The sequence below is a fragment of the Janthinobacterium sp. PSPC3-1 genome (genome assembly GCF_049896105.1).
Lineage (GTDB): Bacteria > Pseudomonadota > Gammaproteobacteria > Burkholderiales > Burkholderiaceae_D > Janthinobacterium.
Genome location: NZ_JAFCTQ010000040.1, coordinates 16,094 through 31,678, shown reverse-complemented (window position 1 = coordinate 31,678; position 15,585 = coordinate 16,094). Strand labels below are relative to the sequence as shown.

Below are 15,585 nucleotides of genomic sequence, written 5' to 3'. Positions count from 1 at the left end.
CTTGCACGGCGATTGCCGTCATTTACCCTGTAAAGATCGACGCCTGATCTTTCACATCTGAAAATATTCAATCAAAAAAGCAATAAACACCGCCACGGCGCTCATGCTGAGGAGCAGCACTGCGCCTGCGGCGCAATCCTTGGCGATTTTAATGCTGGGATGCAAGGCCGGGTGCAAATGGTCGATCAGGTGTTCAAGCGCCGTGTTGAACAACTCCGCCGCCAGCACCATGCCGCAGTTGAGCAGCAGTAGCGCCCACCAGGTCATGGATGGCCTGGCGCAGGCCAGTACGATCACCACGACCAGAGCGGCAAGGCATTGCAGGCGGAAGCTCGATTCCATGCGCAGCGCCGCAGCGATGCCATGCAAGGCAAAAACCACGCGTTTGTGAAAAGGCTGGTTTTTCATCGGAATGAGAATGCTAAGTGAATGACTGGCATGAAACAAATTTGGTTTAAAAGTGGAACACATGGCAAAGGCAGGTCAGCTTGCTTCGCGCATGGCGACAGGTCATGTCGAATTCTTTGCGGAAAAATAAAGAGCCCGTTTCAAATGAAAGGGGCTCTTTTTTTTGAGGTGAGCATCATTGACGATTTCACCTCACACCACGTCAGACTGCCACCGCCGGTTGGAGATCAGCCGGTCGGCTTGGCCTGCCTTGCGCTGCCTGGGCAGCCAGGGATTAGTGGTGGCTGGTGGTGCCGTGGTGGCTGGTGGTGCTCGAATCCGAGCTTGCTGCGCCGGCAACGACAGCAACGGCTGCGCCGATGGCGATCAGGGCGCTGGTGCTCAGGCCGGCAACGGTGCCGCCGGCAGCTGCGCCGGTAGCGCCAGCTGCTGGAGCTGCTGCTGGTGGCACTGGAGCGCCGCCAACTGGAGCGGTGGTTTGCGCCATTGCTTGTGCCGAAGCGAACAGGATTGCCGAAGCGATCAGAACTTTTTTCATGGGATATCCTTTAGAGTTAAACAGGGAGGTAAAACGCAAACTTATGAATCTAGTACACGATTGTAGCAACATTCCACACATAAGTCTGCGATGCACACTCGTGATGGCAATAATTAAAGGCAATCAACTCCTATCTTAAAGCATTTTTTTGCGTTTCCCGCAGGTTGTTGCTCGAAATTCACAAAAAACCCCTGGAAAGCGCATGCTTCAAGGAAATTATCTGCGCCATCCCGATTTGCCACAGTAGCATGGCCGGCACCTGAGCGTTTGCCAAGTGCTTGCCATCGCGCGTAAAATGCAGGCTTCGCGGGTGTAGCTCAATGGTAGAGCAGAAGCTTCCCAAGCTTACGACGAGGGTTCGATTCCCTTCACCCGCTCCATTTTTGCCGGCATCCGGCACGCGCGTGGCGCGGCTACTTTTTTCTCATTCCCATGTCTTCTGATACTCCAGCAAACGGCCCGGCGCGGCCGATGATGTACGATCCGACCGAACACCGCATCCGCAGTTTCGTCACCCGCGCGGGGCGCCTGTCGGTGGCGCAGGCGCGCGCGCTCGAGACGCTGGGACCGCAGTTTCTGTTGCCTTTCAATAAGGACGCCTTGAATTTCGAACAGGTATTCGGCCGTCAGGCGCCTGTGATCCTGGAAATCGGTTTCGGCATGGGCGCCACCACTGCGCATATCGCCAAGGCGATGCCGGACAAGGACTTTATCGGCGTCGAAGTGCATACGCCGGGCGTGGGCAGCTTGTTGAAACTGATCGGCGAAGAGTCGCTGACCAATCTGCGCCTGCTGCAGCACGACGCCGTGGAGGTGCTGACGCACATGATACCGGCCAATTCGCTGGCCGGCATCCACGTGTTCTTCCCCGATCCCTGGCACAAGGCGCGCCATAACAAGCGCCGCCTGATCCAGTCGCCGTTCGTGCGGCAGCTGACCGAGCGCCTGGCGCCGGGCGGCTATCTGCATTGCGCCACCGACTGGGAAGATTACGCGGTGCAGATGCTTGACGTGCTCGGCGCCGAGCCGCAACTGCAAAACAGCGCCGAAGCTTACGCGCCGCAGCCGGCCTATCGTCCGCTGACCAAGTTTGAAAACCGCGGCCTGAAGCTGGGCCATGGTGTGTGGGACCTGGTATTCATCAAAAAATAAACCGGCAAGCGTGTGCGGGCTGGCTGGTCAAGTCTGCACAATTGGGCTAAGCTTGATTTTTTTGCATGGATTGCGATGATGGCCAAGAAAATTCTCGTGACCGGCGCGTCCGGCTTTATCGGTTCGCACACTTGCGTTGAATTGCTGGCCGCAGGCTTCGATGTGATTGCGGTGGATAATCTGTGCAACAGCGCGCGCGAGGCACTGCTGCGCGTCGAGCGCATTGCCGGCAGGAGCGTGCCGTTTTATCAAGCCGACGTGCGTGACCGTGCCGCCATGGCCGCCATCCTGGCTGAGCACGTCGTTGACGCGGTGATTCATTTTGCCGGCCTGAAGTCGGTCGGCGAGTCGGTCACCGTGCCCCTGATGTACATGGATAACAACGTCAGTGGTACCGTGGCGCTGCTCGAGGTGCTGGCCGCGGCCAATGTGAAGCGCTTTGTATTCAGCTCGTCAGCCACCGTGTATGGCGATCCGGAAGTGCTGCCCATCCTGGAAACGTCGCGCCTGTCGGTGACCAACGCGTATGGCCGTTCCAAGTTGATGGTCGAGGAAATCCTGGCCGACCTGGTGCATGCCGATGCGCAATGGCAGGTCGGCGTGTTGCGCTACTTCAATCCGGTGGGGGCGCATGCCAGCGGCCTGATCGGTGAAGATCCTTCCGGCATTCCCAACAACCTGATGCCCTTTATCGCGCAAGTGGCCGTTGGCCGCCGCGACAAGCTGTCGGTGTTCGGCAACGATTACCCGACACCGGACGGCACCGGCGTGCGCGACTACATCCACGTGGTCGACCTGGCGCTGGGCCATGTAGCGGCCCTGAACCGCCTGTTTTCCACCGAGGGCGGCTTTACCGTCAACCTCGGTACGGGCCACGGCTACAGCGTGCTCGATACCGTGCGTGCTTTTGAAGCGGCCAGTGGCCGCCCGGTGCCGTACCGGATCGTGCCGCGCCGCCCCGGCGACATCGCCAGTTGCTATGCCTCGGCCGAGCAGGCGCGTGAACTGCTGGGCTGGACGGCGCAGAAGACTATCGACGACATGTGCCGGGATCACTGGCGCTGGCAGCATCAGAATCCGCAGGGCTATGCCGTGTAAGCCAGCGGCACTGCCCCGCTGTCCGGCTCAATCGTAGACTTCGGCGTTGGCCAGCAAGGTTCCTGTTTTATCCTTGCCGGACAGCAGTGGCTCGCCGTCAAGTGGCCAGTCGATGCCGATGGCCGGGTCATTCCACAACAGGCTGCGTTCGAACTCGGGTGCCCAGTAATCGGTTGTTTTATACAGAAACTCGGCGTGCTCGCTGAGCACCAGGAAGCCGTGGGCGAACCCTTCCGGTATCCACAACTGGCGGTTATTCTTGGCCGATAGCACCGTACCGGCCCATTTGCCGAAGGTGGCCGAGCTTTTGCGCAAATCGACCGCCACGTCGAAGACTTCACCGCTGGTAACGCGCACCAGTTTTCCTTGCGGCTGTTTGATCTGATAGTGCAAGCCACGCAGCACGCCCTTGGCGGACTTGGAATGATTGTCCTGCACAAATTCGCACGTGACGCCGGTCATGTCGGCAAAGCGCTGCCGGTTGTAGCTTTCATAGAAAAAGCCCCGGTCGTCACCGAATACTGTCGGTTCAATCAGCAGAAGATCAGGTATCGCTGTGGTTTTTATTTGCATGGTATTGGTAGCTTGTCATGGAGTGAGGAACCTGCGGTGCCTCAAAAAACTTTGTTGGTCAGCAGGCGCAGAAGATATTGACCGTAGGCATTTTTTTTCAATGGCTGTGCCAATTGTTCCAGCCTTTCAGCATTGATATAACCTTTGCGATAGGCAATTTCTTCAGGGCAAGCCACTTTCAGGCCCTGGCGGTTTTCGATCGTGGCAATGAACTGGCCGGCCTCGAGCAGGGAGTCATGGGTGCCGGTATCGAGCCAGGCCATGCCGCGTCCCATCAGCTCGACGGTCAGTTGGCCCTGTTGCAGGTAGGTACGATTGACGTCCGTGATTTCCAGCTCGCCACGCGGTGACGGACGAATGCCGGCGGCGATATCGCAGACCTGATTGTCGTAGAAATACAGACCGGTGACGGCATAATTCGACTTTGGCTTGAGCGGTTTTTCCTCGATGCTGATGGCCAGTTGCTGTTCATCGAAGTCGACCACGCCATAGCGTTCCGGGTCGTGCACGTGATAGGCAAACACGGTCGCGCCGGTGGTGCGTGCCGATGCGTCGCGCAACTGCGTTTCAAAATCGTGTCCGTAATAAATATTGTCGCCAAGGATCAGTGCGGATGGCGCGTCACCGACAAATTCCTTGCCGATAATAAATGCTTGCGCGAGGCCATCCGGGCTGGGCTGCACGGCGTAGCTCAGGCTGATGCCCCACTGGCTGCCATCTCCCAGCAGTTCCTGGAAGCGCGGCGTATCCTGCGGGGTCGAAATGATCAGGATGTCACGTATGCCCGCCAGCATCAGGGTGGTCAGCGGATAATAGATCATCGGCTTGTCGTACACCGGCAGCAGCTGTTTCGACACGGCCATGGTGACCGGATACAGGCGCGTGCCGGAGCCGCCGGCCAGGATGATGCCCTTGCGTGCGATAGCGGTGCTCATCAGATGGTTTCCTTTGCGGCCTCGCGCGCCGCGTAGTTTTTTTCCACCCACTTCAGGTAGTCGCCCGATTGGACTTCGTGCACCCAGGCCTGGTTGTCGAGGTACCACTGCACCGTCTTGCGGATGCCGGTCTGGAAGGTTTCCGCCGGTTTCCAGCCCAGTTCGCGTTCGATCTTGCGCGCATCGATGGCATAGCGGCGGTCGTGGCCGGGGCGGTCCTGCACATAGGTGATCTGTGCGCGGTAGCTGCCCGAGGCTTTCGGCGCCAGCGTGTCGAGGATGTCGCACAAGGTGTGCACCACGTCCAGATTGGCCATTTCGTTCCAGCCGCCCACGTTATACACCTCGCCCGGGCGGCCCGCCTCCAGCACGCGGCGGATGGCCGCGCAGTGGTCGCCGACATACAGCCAGTCGCGTACCTGCATGCCATCGCCGTAGATCGGCAGGGGCTTGCCGGCGCGGGCATTGCTGATAATGAGAGGAATCAGTTTTTCCGGGAAATGGAAAGAGCCATAGTTGTTCGAGCAGTTGGTGGTGAGCGCCGGCATGCCATAGGTATGGAAATAGGCGCGCACCAGGTGGTCGGAGGCCGCCTTCGATGCCGAATAGGGGCTGTTCGGCGCATATGGCGTGGTTTCGGTAAACGGCGGATCCTGCGGTCCCAGGGTGCCATACACTTCATCGGTCGACACGTGCAGGAAGCGGAAGCCATCCCTGGCGTCGCCGGTCAGGCCGGACCAGTAGGCGCGCGCCGCTTCGAGCAGGCTGAAGGTGCCGTTGACGTTGGTGGTGATGAATTCACCTGGGCTGTGGATCGAGCGGTCGACATGGCTTTCGGCGGCAAAATGCACGATGGCGCGCGGCTGATGCTCGGCCAGCAGGCGGGACACCAAGGCGGTGTCGCCGATATCGCCACGCACGAAAAGATGCCGGGCATCGTGTTCCAGGCTGGCCAGATTGCCGAGGTTGCCAGCGTAGGTCAGCTTGTCCAGGTTGATGACGGGCTCATCATTGTGTGCCAGCCAGTCGCGGACAAAATTGGAACCGATGAAGCCGGCGCCGCCGGTCACTAAAATCATGTTGTTTCCTTTGTTATCGACGCCAGTCGCTTGCCATGCCTTGCCTGTCATGCGATGGATTGTTTTGATCAGGAACGGGCTGCCATCTCTGTCGTTATAAGCTGAACTGCCTGAAATGCAAGCACTTACTGGCGGGATGGTGATCTCGGTCGCGTCGCATGGCCGCGTGAAGTGGCGTTAGTATAAAACGACAGGTGGCGGCGCAAGTTTCCAGAAATATCTGGTTACATTATGGCTGTCACAGCTGTGTCCGGCGGAAGGGTAAAGCGGGGAAACTGAGCGGAATTGACGGCGCGCGAAGGGAGCAGGCGCAAAAAAGCCCGGAACTGGCGCGGCATGGCCGCACTGTCCCGGGCTTGGTTCAGGCCACGTTGTTCAGGCCATTAAGGATACAGACCGCGTACCTCGCGCGCCTGCAGCACGCGCGTGCAGGCCAGGATAAAGGTCGCGGTACGCATCGAGACTTTTTTCTCTTGCGACACTTGCCACACCGCGTCGAACGCTTCGCGCATGATGCGCGTCAAGCGGCTGTTGATCTCTTCTTCGGTCCAGAAGAAGCTCGAGAAGTTCTGCGACCATTCGAAGTAGCTGACGGTCACGCCGCCGGCGTTGGCCAGCACGTCCGGCACGATCAGCACGCCCTTGTCGTTCAGGATGTCATCGGCGGCCGGCATGGTCGGGCCGTTGGCGCCTTCCAGGATGATTTTTGCCTTGATGATGTGGGCGCGCTCGGCGGTGATCTGCTGTTCCAGCGCGGCCGGGATCAGGATGTCGCAATCGATGCCCCAGAAATCGTCGCGCGGCACGAACGCTTCGGCGCCCGGGAAACCTTCGACGCTGCCCGCTTCGGCCACGTGCGCCAGCAGTTGCGGAATGTCCAGGCCGCCCGTGTGCACCACGGTGGTCTTGTGATCCTGCACCGCGACGATTTTCGCGCCCGCTTCGGCAAACATGCGCGCGGCCACGCCGCCCACGTTACCGAAACCTTGCACGATGATCTTCGCGCCTTCGATCTGCATGCCGACCTTGGCGGCCGCGTCGCAGCCGACCACGTACACGCCGCGGCCGGTCGCATCGCGGCGGCCCAGGCTGCCGCCGAGCGAGATCGGCTTGCCGGTCACCACGCCGGTCGACATATTGCCGTTGAGCATGGAGTAGCTGTCCATCATCCAGGCCATCACCTGTTCATTGGTGTTGACGTCCGGCGCCGGGATATCCTTGTTCGGGCCGATGATCATGCTGATTTCGCTGGTGTAGCGGCGCGTCAGGCGCTGCAGTTCGTTGCGCGACAGGGTCTTCGGATCGACACGGATGCCGCCCTTGGCGCCACCGTAGGGCACGTTGACGGCCGCGTTCTTGACCGTCATCCAGGCCGACAGCGCCATCACTTCCGACAAGGTCACGTCCTGGTGGAAGCGCACGCCGCCCTTGCCCGGGCCGCGCGACATATTGTGCTGCACGCGGTAGCCTTCGTAGTGGGCGATGCTGCCGTCATCGCGCTCGATCGGCACGTCGACCGTCAGGATGCGCTTCGGACGTTTCAATGTTTCGACCCAGCGCGACAGGCTGCCCAGGTAAGGCGTGACGCGCTCGATCTGCTCGAGGTAGACGCCCCATGGGCCGAGATCTTCAGGGTTGAGGTAGGAAGGCAGTGCGTGCTTGCTGGTCATGCTTGATAAGCTCCTGGACAATACGAATACGTGAGAGGCGCAGCCGAATGCAGCTGTGCGCAGCGGAACCGCATCGTAGGCGATGGCCTCATGCCCCGGCCAATGCTTTGTGCGCATCCGCTCATGCATTTATTGCATAGTTATTGCCTCAGGATTTCGGGGTGCCGCGCTTGCGCCGGCGGCTGCCGCGCGCGGCATTTTCCTGCGCTTGCACCAGGTACTGCCACAGGCTTTCGACGATGGCCTTGCCGGGCCGCTGGCCGTTCGGGCGTTCGCGGTACAAACGGATTTCCAGCTCGATTTCCCAGCCCGGCGCGCCGCCGTCGGCCAGCGCCAGGTGCTTGTACTTGACGTCGCGCAGCACCGCCGATTCGGGCAGGAAGGCGATGCCGCGCCCTTCCAGCGCCATCATTTTCAGGCCTTCGGCCATGTCGGTTTCGTAGCAGGTGTCGAGAAACAAGGGCGTCTTCGCGTCGGCCATCAGCAGTTCGACCATGCGCCCCAGGTAGGCGTTGCTGGTGTAGGAAAGAAAGGGTACCGGATCGTCGGCGCTGCCCGGCAGGACGAAATCGGGCACCTTGTCGGCGCCGCAGCGGGCATAGGCGCGCACGGTTTCGCGGCCCATGACGAGCATGTCGTAGCGGCCCGGATCGAGCTGCACCGGCTGGCGCGGATGGTGGTAGCACAGCAGCAAATCGCAGCCGCCATCGACCAGCTGCAGCACCGCGTCGTGCACGTTGAGCGCCATCAGCCTGCTGTTGATCGGCGCAAAGCCTTCTTCTAGCGCGGTCAGCCATTTCGGCATGAAGGTCAGCGACAGGGTGTGCGGCACGGCGAAGTCGACGCTGGTCTGGGTGGCGGCGCGCTTGCCGCGCAGCAGGGCGCGCACGCCGTTGATCTGGCCCAGCATTTCCAGCGCCTGTTCATAAAACACGGCGCCGGCCGGCGTCAGCCGCGTGGGGTAGGAGGTGCGGTCGACCAGGTCGATGCCGAGCCAGTTTTCCAGCGACTGGATGCGCCGCGAAAAGGCCGGCTGGGTGACGTGGCGCAGGGCCGCGGAACGGCTGAAATTATGCGTTTCAGCGAGCGAGATGAAGTCTTCCAGCCATTTGGTTTCCATCGCAGGATCGTACCGTTTTTGGGCGCCCATGCATAGGCCGGCGGCGCGCTTGCCGAAAATTGCTGAAATGAAATAAATAATTCTTTGCCATCTACAACATCTGGCAAAATATCCGCACTCCCGCCGCCGGCGTGCGGCGGTTTGACCGTGATGTGTTTTTCGAGGTGACGAATGAAACAGAAACTGTGGTTGTCCGTGGCGCTGCCGTTGGTGTTGGCCACACATATGGCGCCGCCGCTGCACGCCGCCACGCCGGTGGCGCAGGCGCCGTTCCAGCGCAGTACCTACGCCTTGAAGCAGCAGAAATTCGTGCTCAAGAACGGCCTGACCCTGGTCGTGCATGAGGATCACAGCGTGCCCGTGGTGGCGGTAAACCTGTGGTACCACGTCGGTTCGCGCAACGAGCAGCGCGGCAAGACCGGCTTTGCGCATCTGTTCGAACACTTCTTCTTCAACGGCTCGGAAAACTATCCGCACGGTTTTCGCGAAGCGATGGATGACCTGGGCGCGAACAACCGCAACGGCACCACCAATGGCGACCGCACCAATTTCTATGAAGACGTGCCCGTATCGGCGCTGGAGCGCACGCTGTACCTGGAGTCGGACCGCATGGGCTACCTGGGCAACTACATCTCGAAGGAGATGCTCGAGCGCGAACGCGGCGTGGTGCAGAATGAAAAGCGCCAGGGCGAGAACCAGCCCTATGGCCGCGTGTGGCAGGAAATCAGCGCCCAGATGTATCCGTATTCGCACCCGTATTCGTGGTCGACCATCGGCAGCATGGACGACCTGAACGCCGCCTCGCTGGACGACATCAAGCAGTGGTACCGCAGCTATTACGGGCCGAACAACGCCGTCATTGCGCTGGCGGGCGACATCACGCCCGAGCGCGCGCTGGCGCTGGTAACGCAGTATTTCGGCGCGATTCCGCCGGGTCCGCCGCTGCCGCGCACGCAGCGCTGGATCCCGCGCCTGGACAGCGATATCCGCAGCGAGATGGAAGACCGCGTGCCGCAGGCGCGCATCTACCGCAGCTACCATGCGCCGGCCGTCGGTGATCCGGAGCTGGGGCGCCTGTCGCTGCTGGCCGAGGTGCTGGCCGGCTCGAAAAGCGCGCGCCTGGAACGCCGGCTGGTGTACGAAAAAGGCCTGGCCACGGCCGTCAATGCCGGCGTCAATGACGCCGAACTGGGCAGCACGTTCAATATCATCGTCACGGTCAAGCCGGGCGTGGCGCCGGCGGACGCCGAGCGCGAGATGGACAATGTATTGCGCGAACTGCTGGCGCAAGGGCCGACGGCGGCCGAACTGGCGCGCGTCAAGACCAGCAGCCTGGCCGCCTTTGCGCGCGCCAACGAGCGCCTGGGCCGGCGCGCCGACCTGCTGGCCGAAAACGCCACCTTCGGCGCCACGCCGGAAGCCTACCTGGACCAGCTGGAAGCGGCGGCCAGGGCGACGCCGGAGCAGGTCAAACGCAGCGGCGCGGCCTGGCTCAATGCCCACAGCCATACGATGACGGTCAAACCGTTTGCCCAGCTGGCGGTGGAAAAATCCACGCTGGACCGCAAGCTGCTGCCGGCGCTGGGCACGCCGCCCGAGGTGGCGTTTCCCGCCATCGAACGCGCGCAGCTGAAAAACGGCGTGAAAGTGGTGCTGCTGCAGCGGCACACGGCGCCCATCGTCAACGTGACCCTGGCGCTTGACGCCGGCAGCGCGTCCGACAGCAGCGCCAAGGCCGGCGCCGCCTCGCTGGCGATGGACTTGCTCGACAAGGGCACGCGCACGCGCAATGCCTTCCAGCTGTCCGACGCGCTCGAATCGCTGGGTGCGCAGATGTCGGCCGCGACCCTGGCCGACCTGTCGCTATTGCGGCTGCAGTCGACCGCCGGCAACCTGGCGCCGTCGCTGGCGCTGATGGCCGACGCGGCCCTGCGCCCGGCGTTTGCGGACGCGCTGTTCACGCAGCAACAGCAGCGCCGCCTGGCGCAGATCGCGCAGGAAAAGGCCCAGCCCACCAGCCTGGCCATGCGCATCGTGCCGGGCATCCTGTATGGCGCCGACCGAACCTATGGCCGTCCCGCCTCCGGTGACGCCGACAGCGTGAGCCGCCTCACGCGGGACGATGTGGCGCAGTGGCACGCCAGCTGGTTCAAACCGGGCAGCGCCACCATCGTCGTCAGCGGCGACACCACCCTGGCGCAGCTGATGCCGGCGCTGGAAGCGTCGTTCGGCGCCTGGCAGGGCGGCAGCGCACCGGCCAAGCCGGCCGCCGCGCCCGCGCGCACGGCCGGCAAGCGCGTGTTCCTGATCGACAAACCCGATGCGCCGCAATCGACCATCGTTGCCGCGCAGCTGACGCAATTGCAGGGGCAGCCGGAAGACCTGGCGATGGAACCGGTGATGCAGAACTTCGGCGGCATGGCCACCTCGCGCCTGAACCGCAACCTGCGGCTGGACAAGCACTGGAGCTACGGCACCAGCGGCCAGCTGACCAATCCGCGCGGCCAGCGCGCCCTGCTGGTGGTGGCGCCCGTGCAGACCGATAAAACCCGCGAAGCGATGGTCGAAGTGGCCAAGGAAATCCGCGGCGTGGCCGGCGAGCGCCCGCTGCAGGGCGAAGAGTTCAACAGCATCATGCGCAACATGGGCGCGCGCCTGGCGGGCCGTTTTGAAACCTTGGCCGCGCTCGACTCGGCCGCGCTGACCAGCCTGAACCTGGGCCTGCCCGACGATTACTGGTCCGGCTACTCGGCCAGGCTGCGCCAGCTGGCGCCGGCGCAACTGGCCGGCGCCGCCGCCAAATTCGTGCAGCCCGATGACCTGGTCTGGGTGGTGATCGGCGACCTGCGCAAGATCGAAGCGGGCGTGCGGGAGCTGGGCTGGGGCGAGGTGACGGTGCTCGATACGGACGGCAAGCCTGTCGCACGATAGAGGTGAAAACGGCGCCCGCGGGCGCCGTTTTTTTATCCTGCCGTCAGATCATTTCCAGGATCATGGCGACGATTTCATCGCCGTAGGACGCCAGCTTTTTCTCGCCCACGCCGCTGACGCTGCGCAGCTGTTCCAGTGACGTCGGCTTGGCCTTGGCGATTTCGCGCAGGGTGGCGTCGACGAAAATGACATACGCCGGCACATTGTGGGTGCGCGCCGTTTCCACCCGCCACCAGCGCAGCTTGTCGAAGATCGCTTGCTCGCTGGTGGACAGATCCATCTCGACATAACCCTTGGCCACGCTGGTGCTGCGCTTGCTGGTTTTCACCGGTTTCTGGTACTGGCGCAGCTGCACTTTCTGGCCGCCCTTGAGCACCGGGCGCGAGGCGTCGGTCAGTTTCAATGAGCTGTATTGTTCATGGTCGACGGCCACCAGGCCCAGCGCGATGGCCTGGCGCAAAATCGACTTCCATTCCGCTTCGCCCAGGTCGGCGCCGATACCAAACACCGATAAACTATCGTGGTGCCAGGTCTTGATGCGCTCGGACTCCATGCCGCGCAGGACGTCGATCACGTGGCCGCCGGCAAAGCGCTGGTCGACGCGGTAGATCGCCGACAGCAGTTTTTGCACCGGCACCGTGCCATCGAAGGACACCGGCGGCACCAGACAGGTGTCGCAGTTGCCGCATGGGGAAGCTGGCTCGCCGAAGTATTCGAGCAGGCGCATGCGCCGGCAGCTGAGGGTTTCGCACAGGCCCAGCATGGCGTCGAGTTTCACGCCCAGCACGCGCTTGAAGGTTTCGTCGGCTTCCGACTCGTCGATCATGCGCCGCTGCAGCACCACGTCCTGCAGGCCATACGCCATCCAGGCATTGGCGGCCATGCCGTCGCGGCCCGCGCGCCCCGTTTCCTGGTAATAGCCCTCGATGCTTTTCGGCAGATCCAGGTGGGCCACGAAACGCACGTCGGGCTTGTCGATGCCCATGCCGAAGGCGATGGTGGCCACCATCACGATATTTTCCTCGCGCAGGAAGCGCGCCTGGTTGGCGCTGCGTTTCGCGTACTCCATGCCGGCGTGATACGGCAAGGCGCGGATGCCGCTCTGGTTCAGAAATTCGGCCGTCTCTTCGACTTTTTTACGCGACAGGCAATAGACGATGCCGCAGTCGCCCGCGTGCTCGGTGTTGATGAAGTCGAGCAGCTGCTTGCGGCCATTGGCCTTTTCGACGATCTGGTAGCGGATGTTCGGCCGGTCGAACGACGACACGAACTGGCGCGCGTCGTCCAGCTGCAAGCGCAGCGCGATTTCGGCGCGCGTCTGCGGGTCGGCGGTGGCCGTGAGGGCAATGCGCGGCACGTCCGGGAACTGCTCGTGCAGCACCGACAGCTTGATGTATTCGGGACGGAAGTCGTGACCCCACTGGGCCACGCAGTGCGCCTCGTCGATGGCGAACAGGGCGATTTTCGAGGCCTGGAACAGGTCCAGGCAGCGCTGCGTCATCAATCGCTCGGGCGCCACGTAGACCAGGTCGATCTGGCCGGTGCGCACCAGGCGCTCGATGCGGCCCGCTTCTTCGTAGGTCTGGGTGGAGTTCAGGAACGCGGCGCGCACGCCCACTTCGGCCAGCGCGTCGACCTGGTCCTGCATCAGCGCGATCAGCGGAGAGATCACCACGCCGACGCCGTCGCGCAGCAGGGCCGGGATCTGGTAGCACAGCGACTTGCCGCCGCCGGTGGGCATCAGTACCAGCGCGTCGCCGCCGTGGCTGACATGGTCGACGATATCGGCCTGCTGGCCGCGGAAGGCCGGATAGCCGAAGACGGTTTGCAGCGTCTGCAGGGCTTGCGCGTTGAGGTCTTGATTCATGGTGCCTTATTCTGCCCAGACAACCCAGCCGTAATGGGCGCTGGCGATCACCAGCACGCCAAACACGATACGGTACCAGGCAAAGAATGTGAAGTCATGCGAACTGATGTAGCGCAGCAGCCAGCGCACGCACAAAAACGCGGAGACGAACGCGGCCAGGGTACCCAGGGTAAACAGCGGCAAATCGGTGGCCGACAAAATGTCGCGCGCCTTGTACAGCGAATAAAAGGTGGCGGCCAGCAAGGTGGGAATGGCCAGGAAGAACGAGAACTCGGTGGCCGTCTTGCGCGACAGGCCCAGCAGCATGCCGCCGATAATCGTCGAGCCCGAGCGGCTGGTGCCGGGAATCAGCGCGAAGGCCTGGGCGCAGCCCACTTTCAGGGCGTCGAGCGGGGTCATCTCATCGACCGAATTGACGCGCACGGTGACCGGGTTCAGGCGCGCGCGGCGCTCGACCAGCAAAATGATCACACCGCCGATGATAAAGGCCAGCGCCACCGGCACCGGCTTGAACAGCGCGTGCTTGATCATCTTGCCGATCGCCAGGCCGATAATGGCCAGCGGCAAAAAGGCGATCGCCACGTTCAGCACGAACTTGCGCGATTTGATTTCCGTACTGAAGGTCGACAGCACCGAGCCGATGCGCGCGCGGTATTCCCAGCACACGGCCAGGATGGCGCCGGCCTGGATCGCGATCTCGAACACATCCATCACGTCTTTCGACACATCGTTGGTAAAGTCGAGCAGGCTGCCGGCAAGAATCAGGTGGCCGGTGGAGGAAATCGGCAGGAATTCGGTAAAACCTTCGACCAGCCCCATGATGATGGCTTTAAATGCAAGAATCAGATCCATGTATCGGTATGTTTAAGTGGGTAAGCGACAAGGGGAGGGGGAGACCGCGCAGCGTCACGATGTTGCACGATGGTGCGCGGGGTCGAAGCTTACCACGAGAGCGGCTTGCCGACGCGATTGGGGCGCTGCCCGGCGGCGCTTTTTCAGCGCCGCCGGGCAGGCAAGAGGAGGATCAGGCTGCCGCTTTGGCCGCCGATGCTGGCGCTGCGGCCAGGCGTGCGCTGGCCGCAACCAGCAGCAGCGAGCCGCCGAGGATGGCAAACGCGATATTGAGGCTGGTGGCGTGGGCGACAAAACCGATCACGGCCGGCCCTGCCAGGATGCCGGCATAGCCGATGGTGGTAATCGCCGCCACCGCCAGGCTGGCCGGCATGGCCGTCTGGTTGCCGGCCGCGGTAAACAAAATGGGCACGATATTGGCTGCGCCCAGGCCGACCAGCACGAAGCCCAGCAGCGCCAGCACCGCGCCGGGCGCGGCCACCGCCAGGAAGAAGCCGCCGGCCGCGCACAGGCCGCCCACAGCGAGTACCCGCTTGCCGCCGAAGCGGCCAACCACCTTGTCGCCCGTAAAGCGGCCGACCGTCATGGCGATGGCAAACGCGGCGTAGCCCAGGCCGCCCTGGCTGGCGTCCACGCCGCGCGTGGTGGTCAGGAACAGGGCGCTCCAGTCGAGGATGGCGCCTTCGGCCAGGAACACGATAAAGCACAGCAGGCCGATAAAGATCACGGCGCCGTGCGGCATCACGAACAGCGGCGTCTTTTCGCCGCTGGACGATACCGTGCGCAGCAAATGGCCTTGCGAGGCGCCGATCACCGCGCCCAGCAGGACCATCAGCACCGCGCACGACCAGGCGGGCGTGAGGCCCAGCCACAGCAGCAGGGCCATGCAGCCGGCGCCGGCAAAGCCGCCCACGCTGAACAGGGCATGAAAGCCGGACATCATCGCGCCGCCATTGGCTTTTTCAATGATCACGGCCTGGATATTCATGGCCACGTCCATGGTGCCCATGGCCGCGCCGAAGGCCAGCAGCACCAGGCCAAGCTGCAGCGGCGTGGCGGCCAGCGCCAGTCCCGGCAAGATGGCGATCAGCAGCGCGCCGGCCCACAGGATCACGCTGCGGCAGCCGAAGCGGCCCGCCAGCACCCCCGTAAACGGCATGGCGCACAGGGAGCCCGCGCCCAGGCACAGCAATAAAAATCCCAGGGTGGCTTCATCAAGACCCAGGCGGGTCTTGGCGTATGGCACCAGCGGCGCCCAGGCCGCCATGCCGAGGCCGGCGGCGAAAAAGACCAGGCGCGTGGCGCGTTGTTGCAGGGTACCGGTAAGGTGCATGGCGAGACTTTTCAAAAAAGTGGTGAAAG

13 protein-coding genes and 1 tRNA gene are annotated in these 15,585 nt (G+C 62.6%); 4 read left to right on the top strand and 10 right to left on the bottom strand.

The window, feature by feature from the left end; translation table 11 throughout:
• Nucleotides 1-51 precede the first annotated feature (51 nt).
• Nucleotides 52-408: a diacylglycerol kinase gene (locus ACP7B7_RS26840; protein WP_426078725.1), complete on the bottom strand. Its 357-nt coding sequence runs from the start codon at nucleotides 406-408 to the stop codon at nucleotides 52-54.
• A gap of 274 nt (nucleotides 409-682) precedes the next feature.
• Nucleotides 683-946 (bottom strand): hypothetical protein, encoded by a 264-nt coding sequence (locus ACP7B7_RS26835; protein ID WP_426078724.1) that lies wholly within the window; start codon nucleotides 944-946, stop codon nucleotides 683-685.
• Nucleotides 947-1,252: 306 nt separating this feature from the next.
• Between ACP7B7_RS26835 and ACP7B7_RS26830 the strand changes: the two genes are divergently transcribed.
• The 3 genes from ACP7B7_RS26830 to galE all read left to right on the top strand — a co-directional run bounded on the left by ACP7B7_RS26830 (nucleotide 1,253) and on the right by galE (nucleotide 3,196).
• Nucleotides 1,253-1,326: transfer RNA gene (locus ACP7B7_RS26830), tRNA-Gly, on the top strand.
• Between the two features lie 91 nt (nucleotides 1,327-1,417).
• Nucleotides 1,418-2,098, top strand: a complete 681-nt coding sequence (gene trmB / locus ACP7B7_RS26825) for a tRNA (guanosine(46)-N7)-methyltransferase TrmB (protein ID WP_426078723.1) — start codon at nucleotides 1,418-1,420, stop codon at nucleotides 2,096-2,098.
• 78 nt (nucleotides 2,099-2,176) lie between these two features.
• The gene (galE, locus tag ACP7B7_RS26820; protein ID WP_426078738.1) at nucleotides 2,177-3,196 is read left to right on the top strand and encodes a UDP-glucose 4-epimerase GalE; all 1,020 of its coding nucleotides are present in this window, start codon (nucleotides 2,177-2,179) and stop codon (nucleotides 3,194-3,196) included.
• 27 nt (nucleotides 3,197-3,223) lie between these two features.
• Here the strand turns inward: galE and rfbC are convergent, their stop codons facing one another.
• The 5 genes from rfbC to ACP7B7_RS26795 all read right to left on the bottom strand — a co-directional run bounded on the left by rfbC (nucleotide 3,224) and on the right by ACP7B7_RS26795 (nucleotide 8,573).
• Nucleotides 3,224-3,769 carry a dTDP-4-dehydrorhamnose 3,5-epimerase gene (gene rfbC / locus ACP7B7_RS26815; RefSeq protein WP_426078722.1) on the bottom strand — a complete coding sequence of 182 codons (546 nt, stop codon included), beginning with the start codon at nucleotides 3,767-3,769 and terminating at the stop codon, nucleotides 3,224-3,226.
• Between the two features lie 41 nt (nucleotides 3,770-3,810).
• On the bottom strand, nucleotides 3,811-4,704 hold the full coding sequence (gene rfbA / locus ACP7B7_RS26810) for a glucose-1-phosphate thymidylyltransferase RfbA (protein WP_426078721.1): 894 nt from the start codon (nucleotides 4,702-4,704) through the stop codon (nucleotides 3,811-3,813).
• Nucleotides 4,704-5,783 carry a dTDP-glucose 4,6-dehydratase gene (gene rfbB / locus ACP7B7_RS26805; protein WP_426078720.1) on the bottom strand — a complete coding sequence of 360 codons (1,080 nt, stop codon included), beginning with the start codon at nucleotides 5,781-5,783 and terminating at the stop codon, nucleotides 4,704-4,706. The genes rfbA and rfbB overlap by 1 nt, the downstream gene beginning before the upstream one ends.
• A gap of 383 nt (nucleotides 5,784-6,166) precedes the next feature.
• On the bottom strand, nucleotides 6,167-7,453 hold the full coding sequence (locus tag ACP7B7_RS26800) for a Glu/Leu/Phe/Val family dehydrogenase (RefSeq protein WP_308924139.1): 1,287 nt from the start codon (nucleotides 7,451-7,453) through the stop codon (nucleotides 6,167-6,169).
• A gap of 148 nt (nucleotides 7,454-7,601) precedes the next feature.
• Entirely contained in the window at nucleotides 7,602-8,573 is a 972-nt protein-coding gene (locus ACP7B7_RS26795; RefSeq protein WP_426078719.1) for a LysR family transcriptional regulator, read from the bottom strand.
• Nucleotides 8,574-8,744: 171 nt separating this feature from the next.
• On the opposite strand from ACP7B7_RS26795, the gene ACP7B7_RS26790 reads away from it, so the two are divergent.
• On the top strand, nucleotides 8,745-11,504 hold the full coding sequence (locus ACP7B7_RS26790) for a M16 family metallopeptidase (protein ID WP_426078718.1): 2,760 nt from the start codon (nucleotides 8,745-8,747) through the stop codon (nucleotides 11,502-11,504).
• 43 nt (nucleotides 11,505-11,547) lie between these two features.
• On the opposite strand, the gene recQ is transcribed toward ACP7B7_RS26790, so the two are convergent.
• From recQ to ACP7B7_RS26775, 3 genes are all read right to left on the bottom strand, one after another.
• Nucleotides 11,548-13,371, bottom strand: coding sequence for a DNA helicase RecQ (gene recQ / locus ACP7B7_RS26785; RefSeq protein WP_308924142.1), 1,824 nt, complete (start codon nucleotides 13,369-13,371; stop codon nucleotides 11,548-11,550).
• A gap of 6 nt (nucleotides 13,372-13,377) precedes the next feature.
• Nucleotides 13,378-14,223: an undecaprenyl-diphosphate phosphatase gene (locus ACP7B7_RS26780; protein ID WP_426078717.1), complete on the bottom strand. Its 846-nt coding sequence runs from the start codon at nucleotides 14,221-14,223 to the stop codon at nucleotides 13,378-13,380.
• A gap of 172 nt (nucleotides 14,224-14,395) precedes the next feature.
• Nucleotides 14,396-15,556, bottom strand: coding sequence for an MFS transporter (locus tag ACP7B7_RS26775; protein WP_426078716.1), 1,161 nt, complete (start codon nucleotides 15,554-15,556; stop codon nucleotides 14,396-14,398).
• Nucleotides 15,557-15,585: the final 29 nt, after the last annotated feature.

Bases quoted from the DNA above. Each gene is read 5' to 3' on its own strand.
- ACP7B7_RS26840 (WP_426078725.1), bottom strand. From the start codon at position 408: ATGAAAAACCAGCCTTTTCACAAACGCGTGGTTTTTGCCTTGCATGGC.
- ACP7B7_RS26835 (WP_426078724.1), bottom strand. From the start codon at position 946: ATGAAAAAAGTTCTGATCGCTTCGGCAATCCTGTTCGCTTCGGCACAA.
- trmB (WP_426078723.1), top strand. From the start codon at position 1,418: ATGATGTACGATCCGACCGAACACCGCATCCGCAGTTTCGTCACCCGC.
- galE (WP_426078738.1), top strand. From the start codon at position 2,177: ATGGCCAAGAAAATTCTCGTGACCGGCGCGTCCGGCTTTATCGGTTCG.
- rfbC (WP_426078722.1), bottom strand. From the start codon at position 3,769: ATGCAAATAAAAACCACAGCGATACCTGATCTTCTGCTGATTGAACCG.
- rfbA (WP_426078721.1), bottom strand. From the start codon at position 4,704: ATGAGCACCGCTATCGCACGCAAGGGCATCATCCTGGCCGGCGGCTCC.
- rfbB (WP_426078720.1), bottom strand. From the start codon at position 5,783: ATGATTTTAGTGACCGGCGGCGCCGGCTTCATCGGTTCCAATTTTGTC.
- ACP7B7_RS26800 (WP_308924139.1), bottom strand. From the start codon at position 7,453: ATGACCAGCAAGCACGCACTGCCTTCCTACCTCAACCCTGAAGATCTC.
- ACP7B7_RS26795 (WP_426078719.1), bottom strand. From the start codon at position 8,573: ATGGAAACCAAATGGCTGGAAGACTTCATCTCGCTCGCTGAAACGCAT.
- ACP7B7_RS26790 (WP_426078718.1), top strand. From the start codon at position 8,745: ATGAAACAGAAACTGTGGTTGTCCGTGGCGCTGCCGTTGGTGTTGGCC.
- recQ (WP_308924142.1), bottom strand. From the start codon at position 13,371: ATGAATCAAGACCTCAACGCGCAAGCCCTGCAGACGCTGCAAACCGTC.
- ACP7B7_RS26780 (WP_426078717.1), bottom strand. From the start codon at position 14,223: ATGGATCTGATTCTTGCATTTAAAGCCATCATCATGGGGCTGGTCGAA.
- ACP7B7_RS26775 (WP_426078716.1), bottom strand. From the start codon at position 15,556: ATGCACCTTACCGGTACCCTGCAACAACGCGCCACGCGCCTGGTCTTT.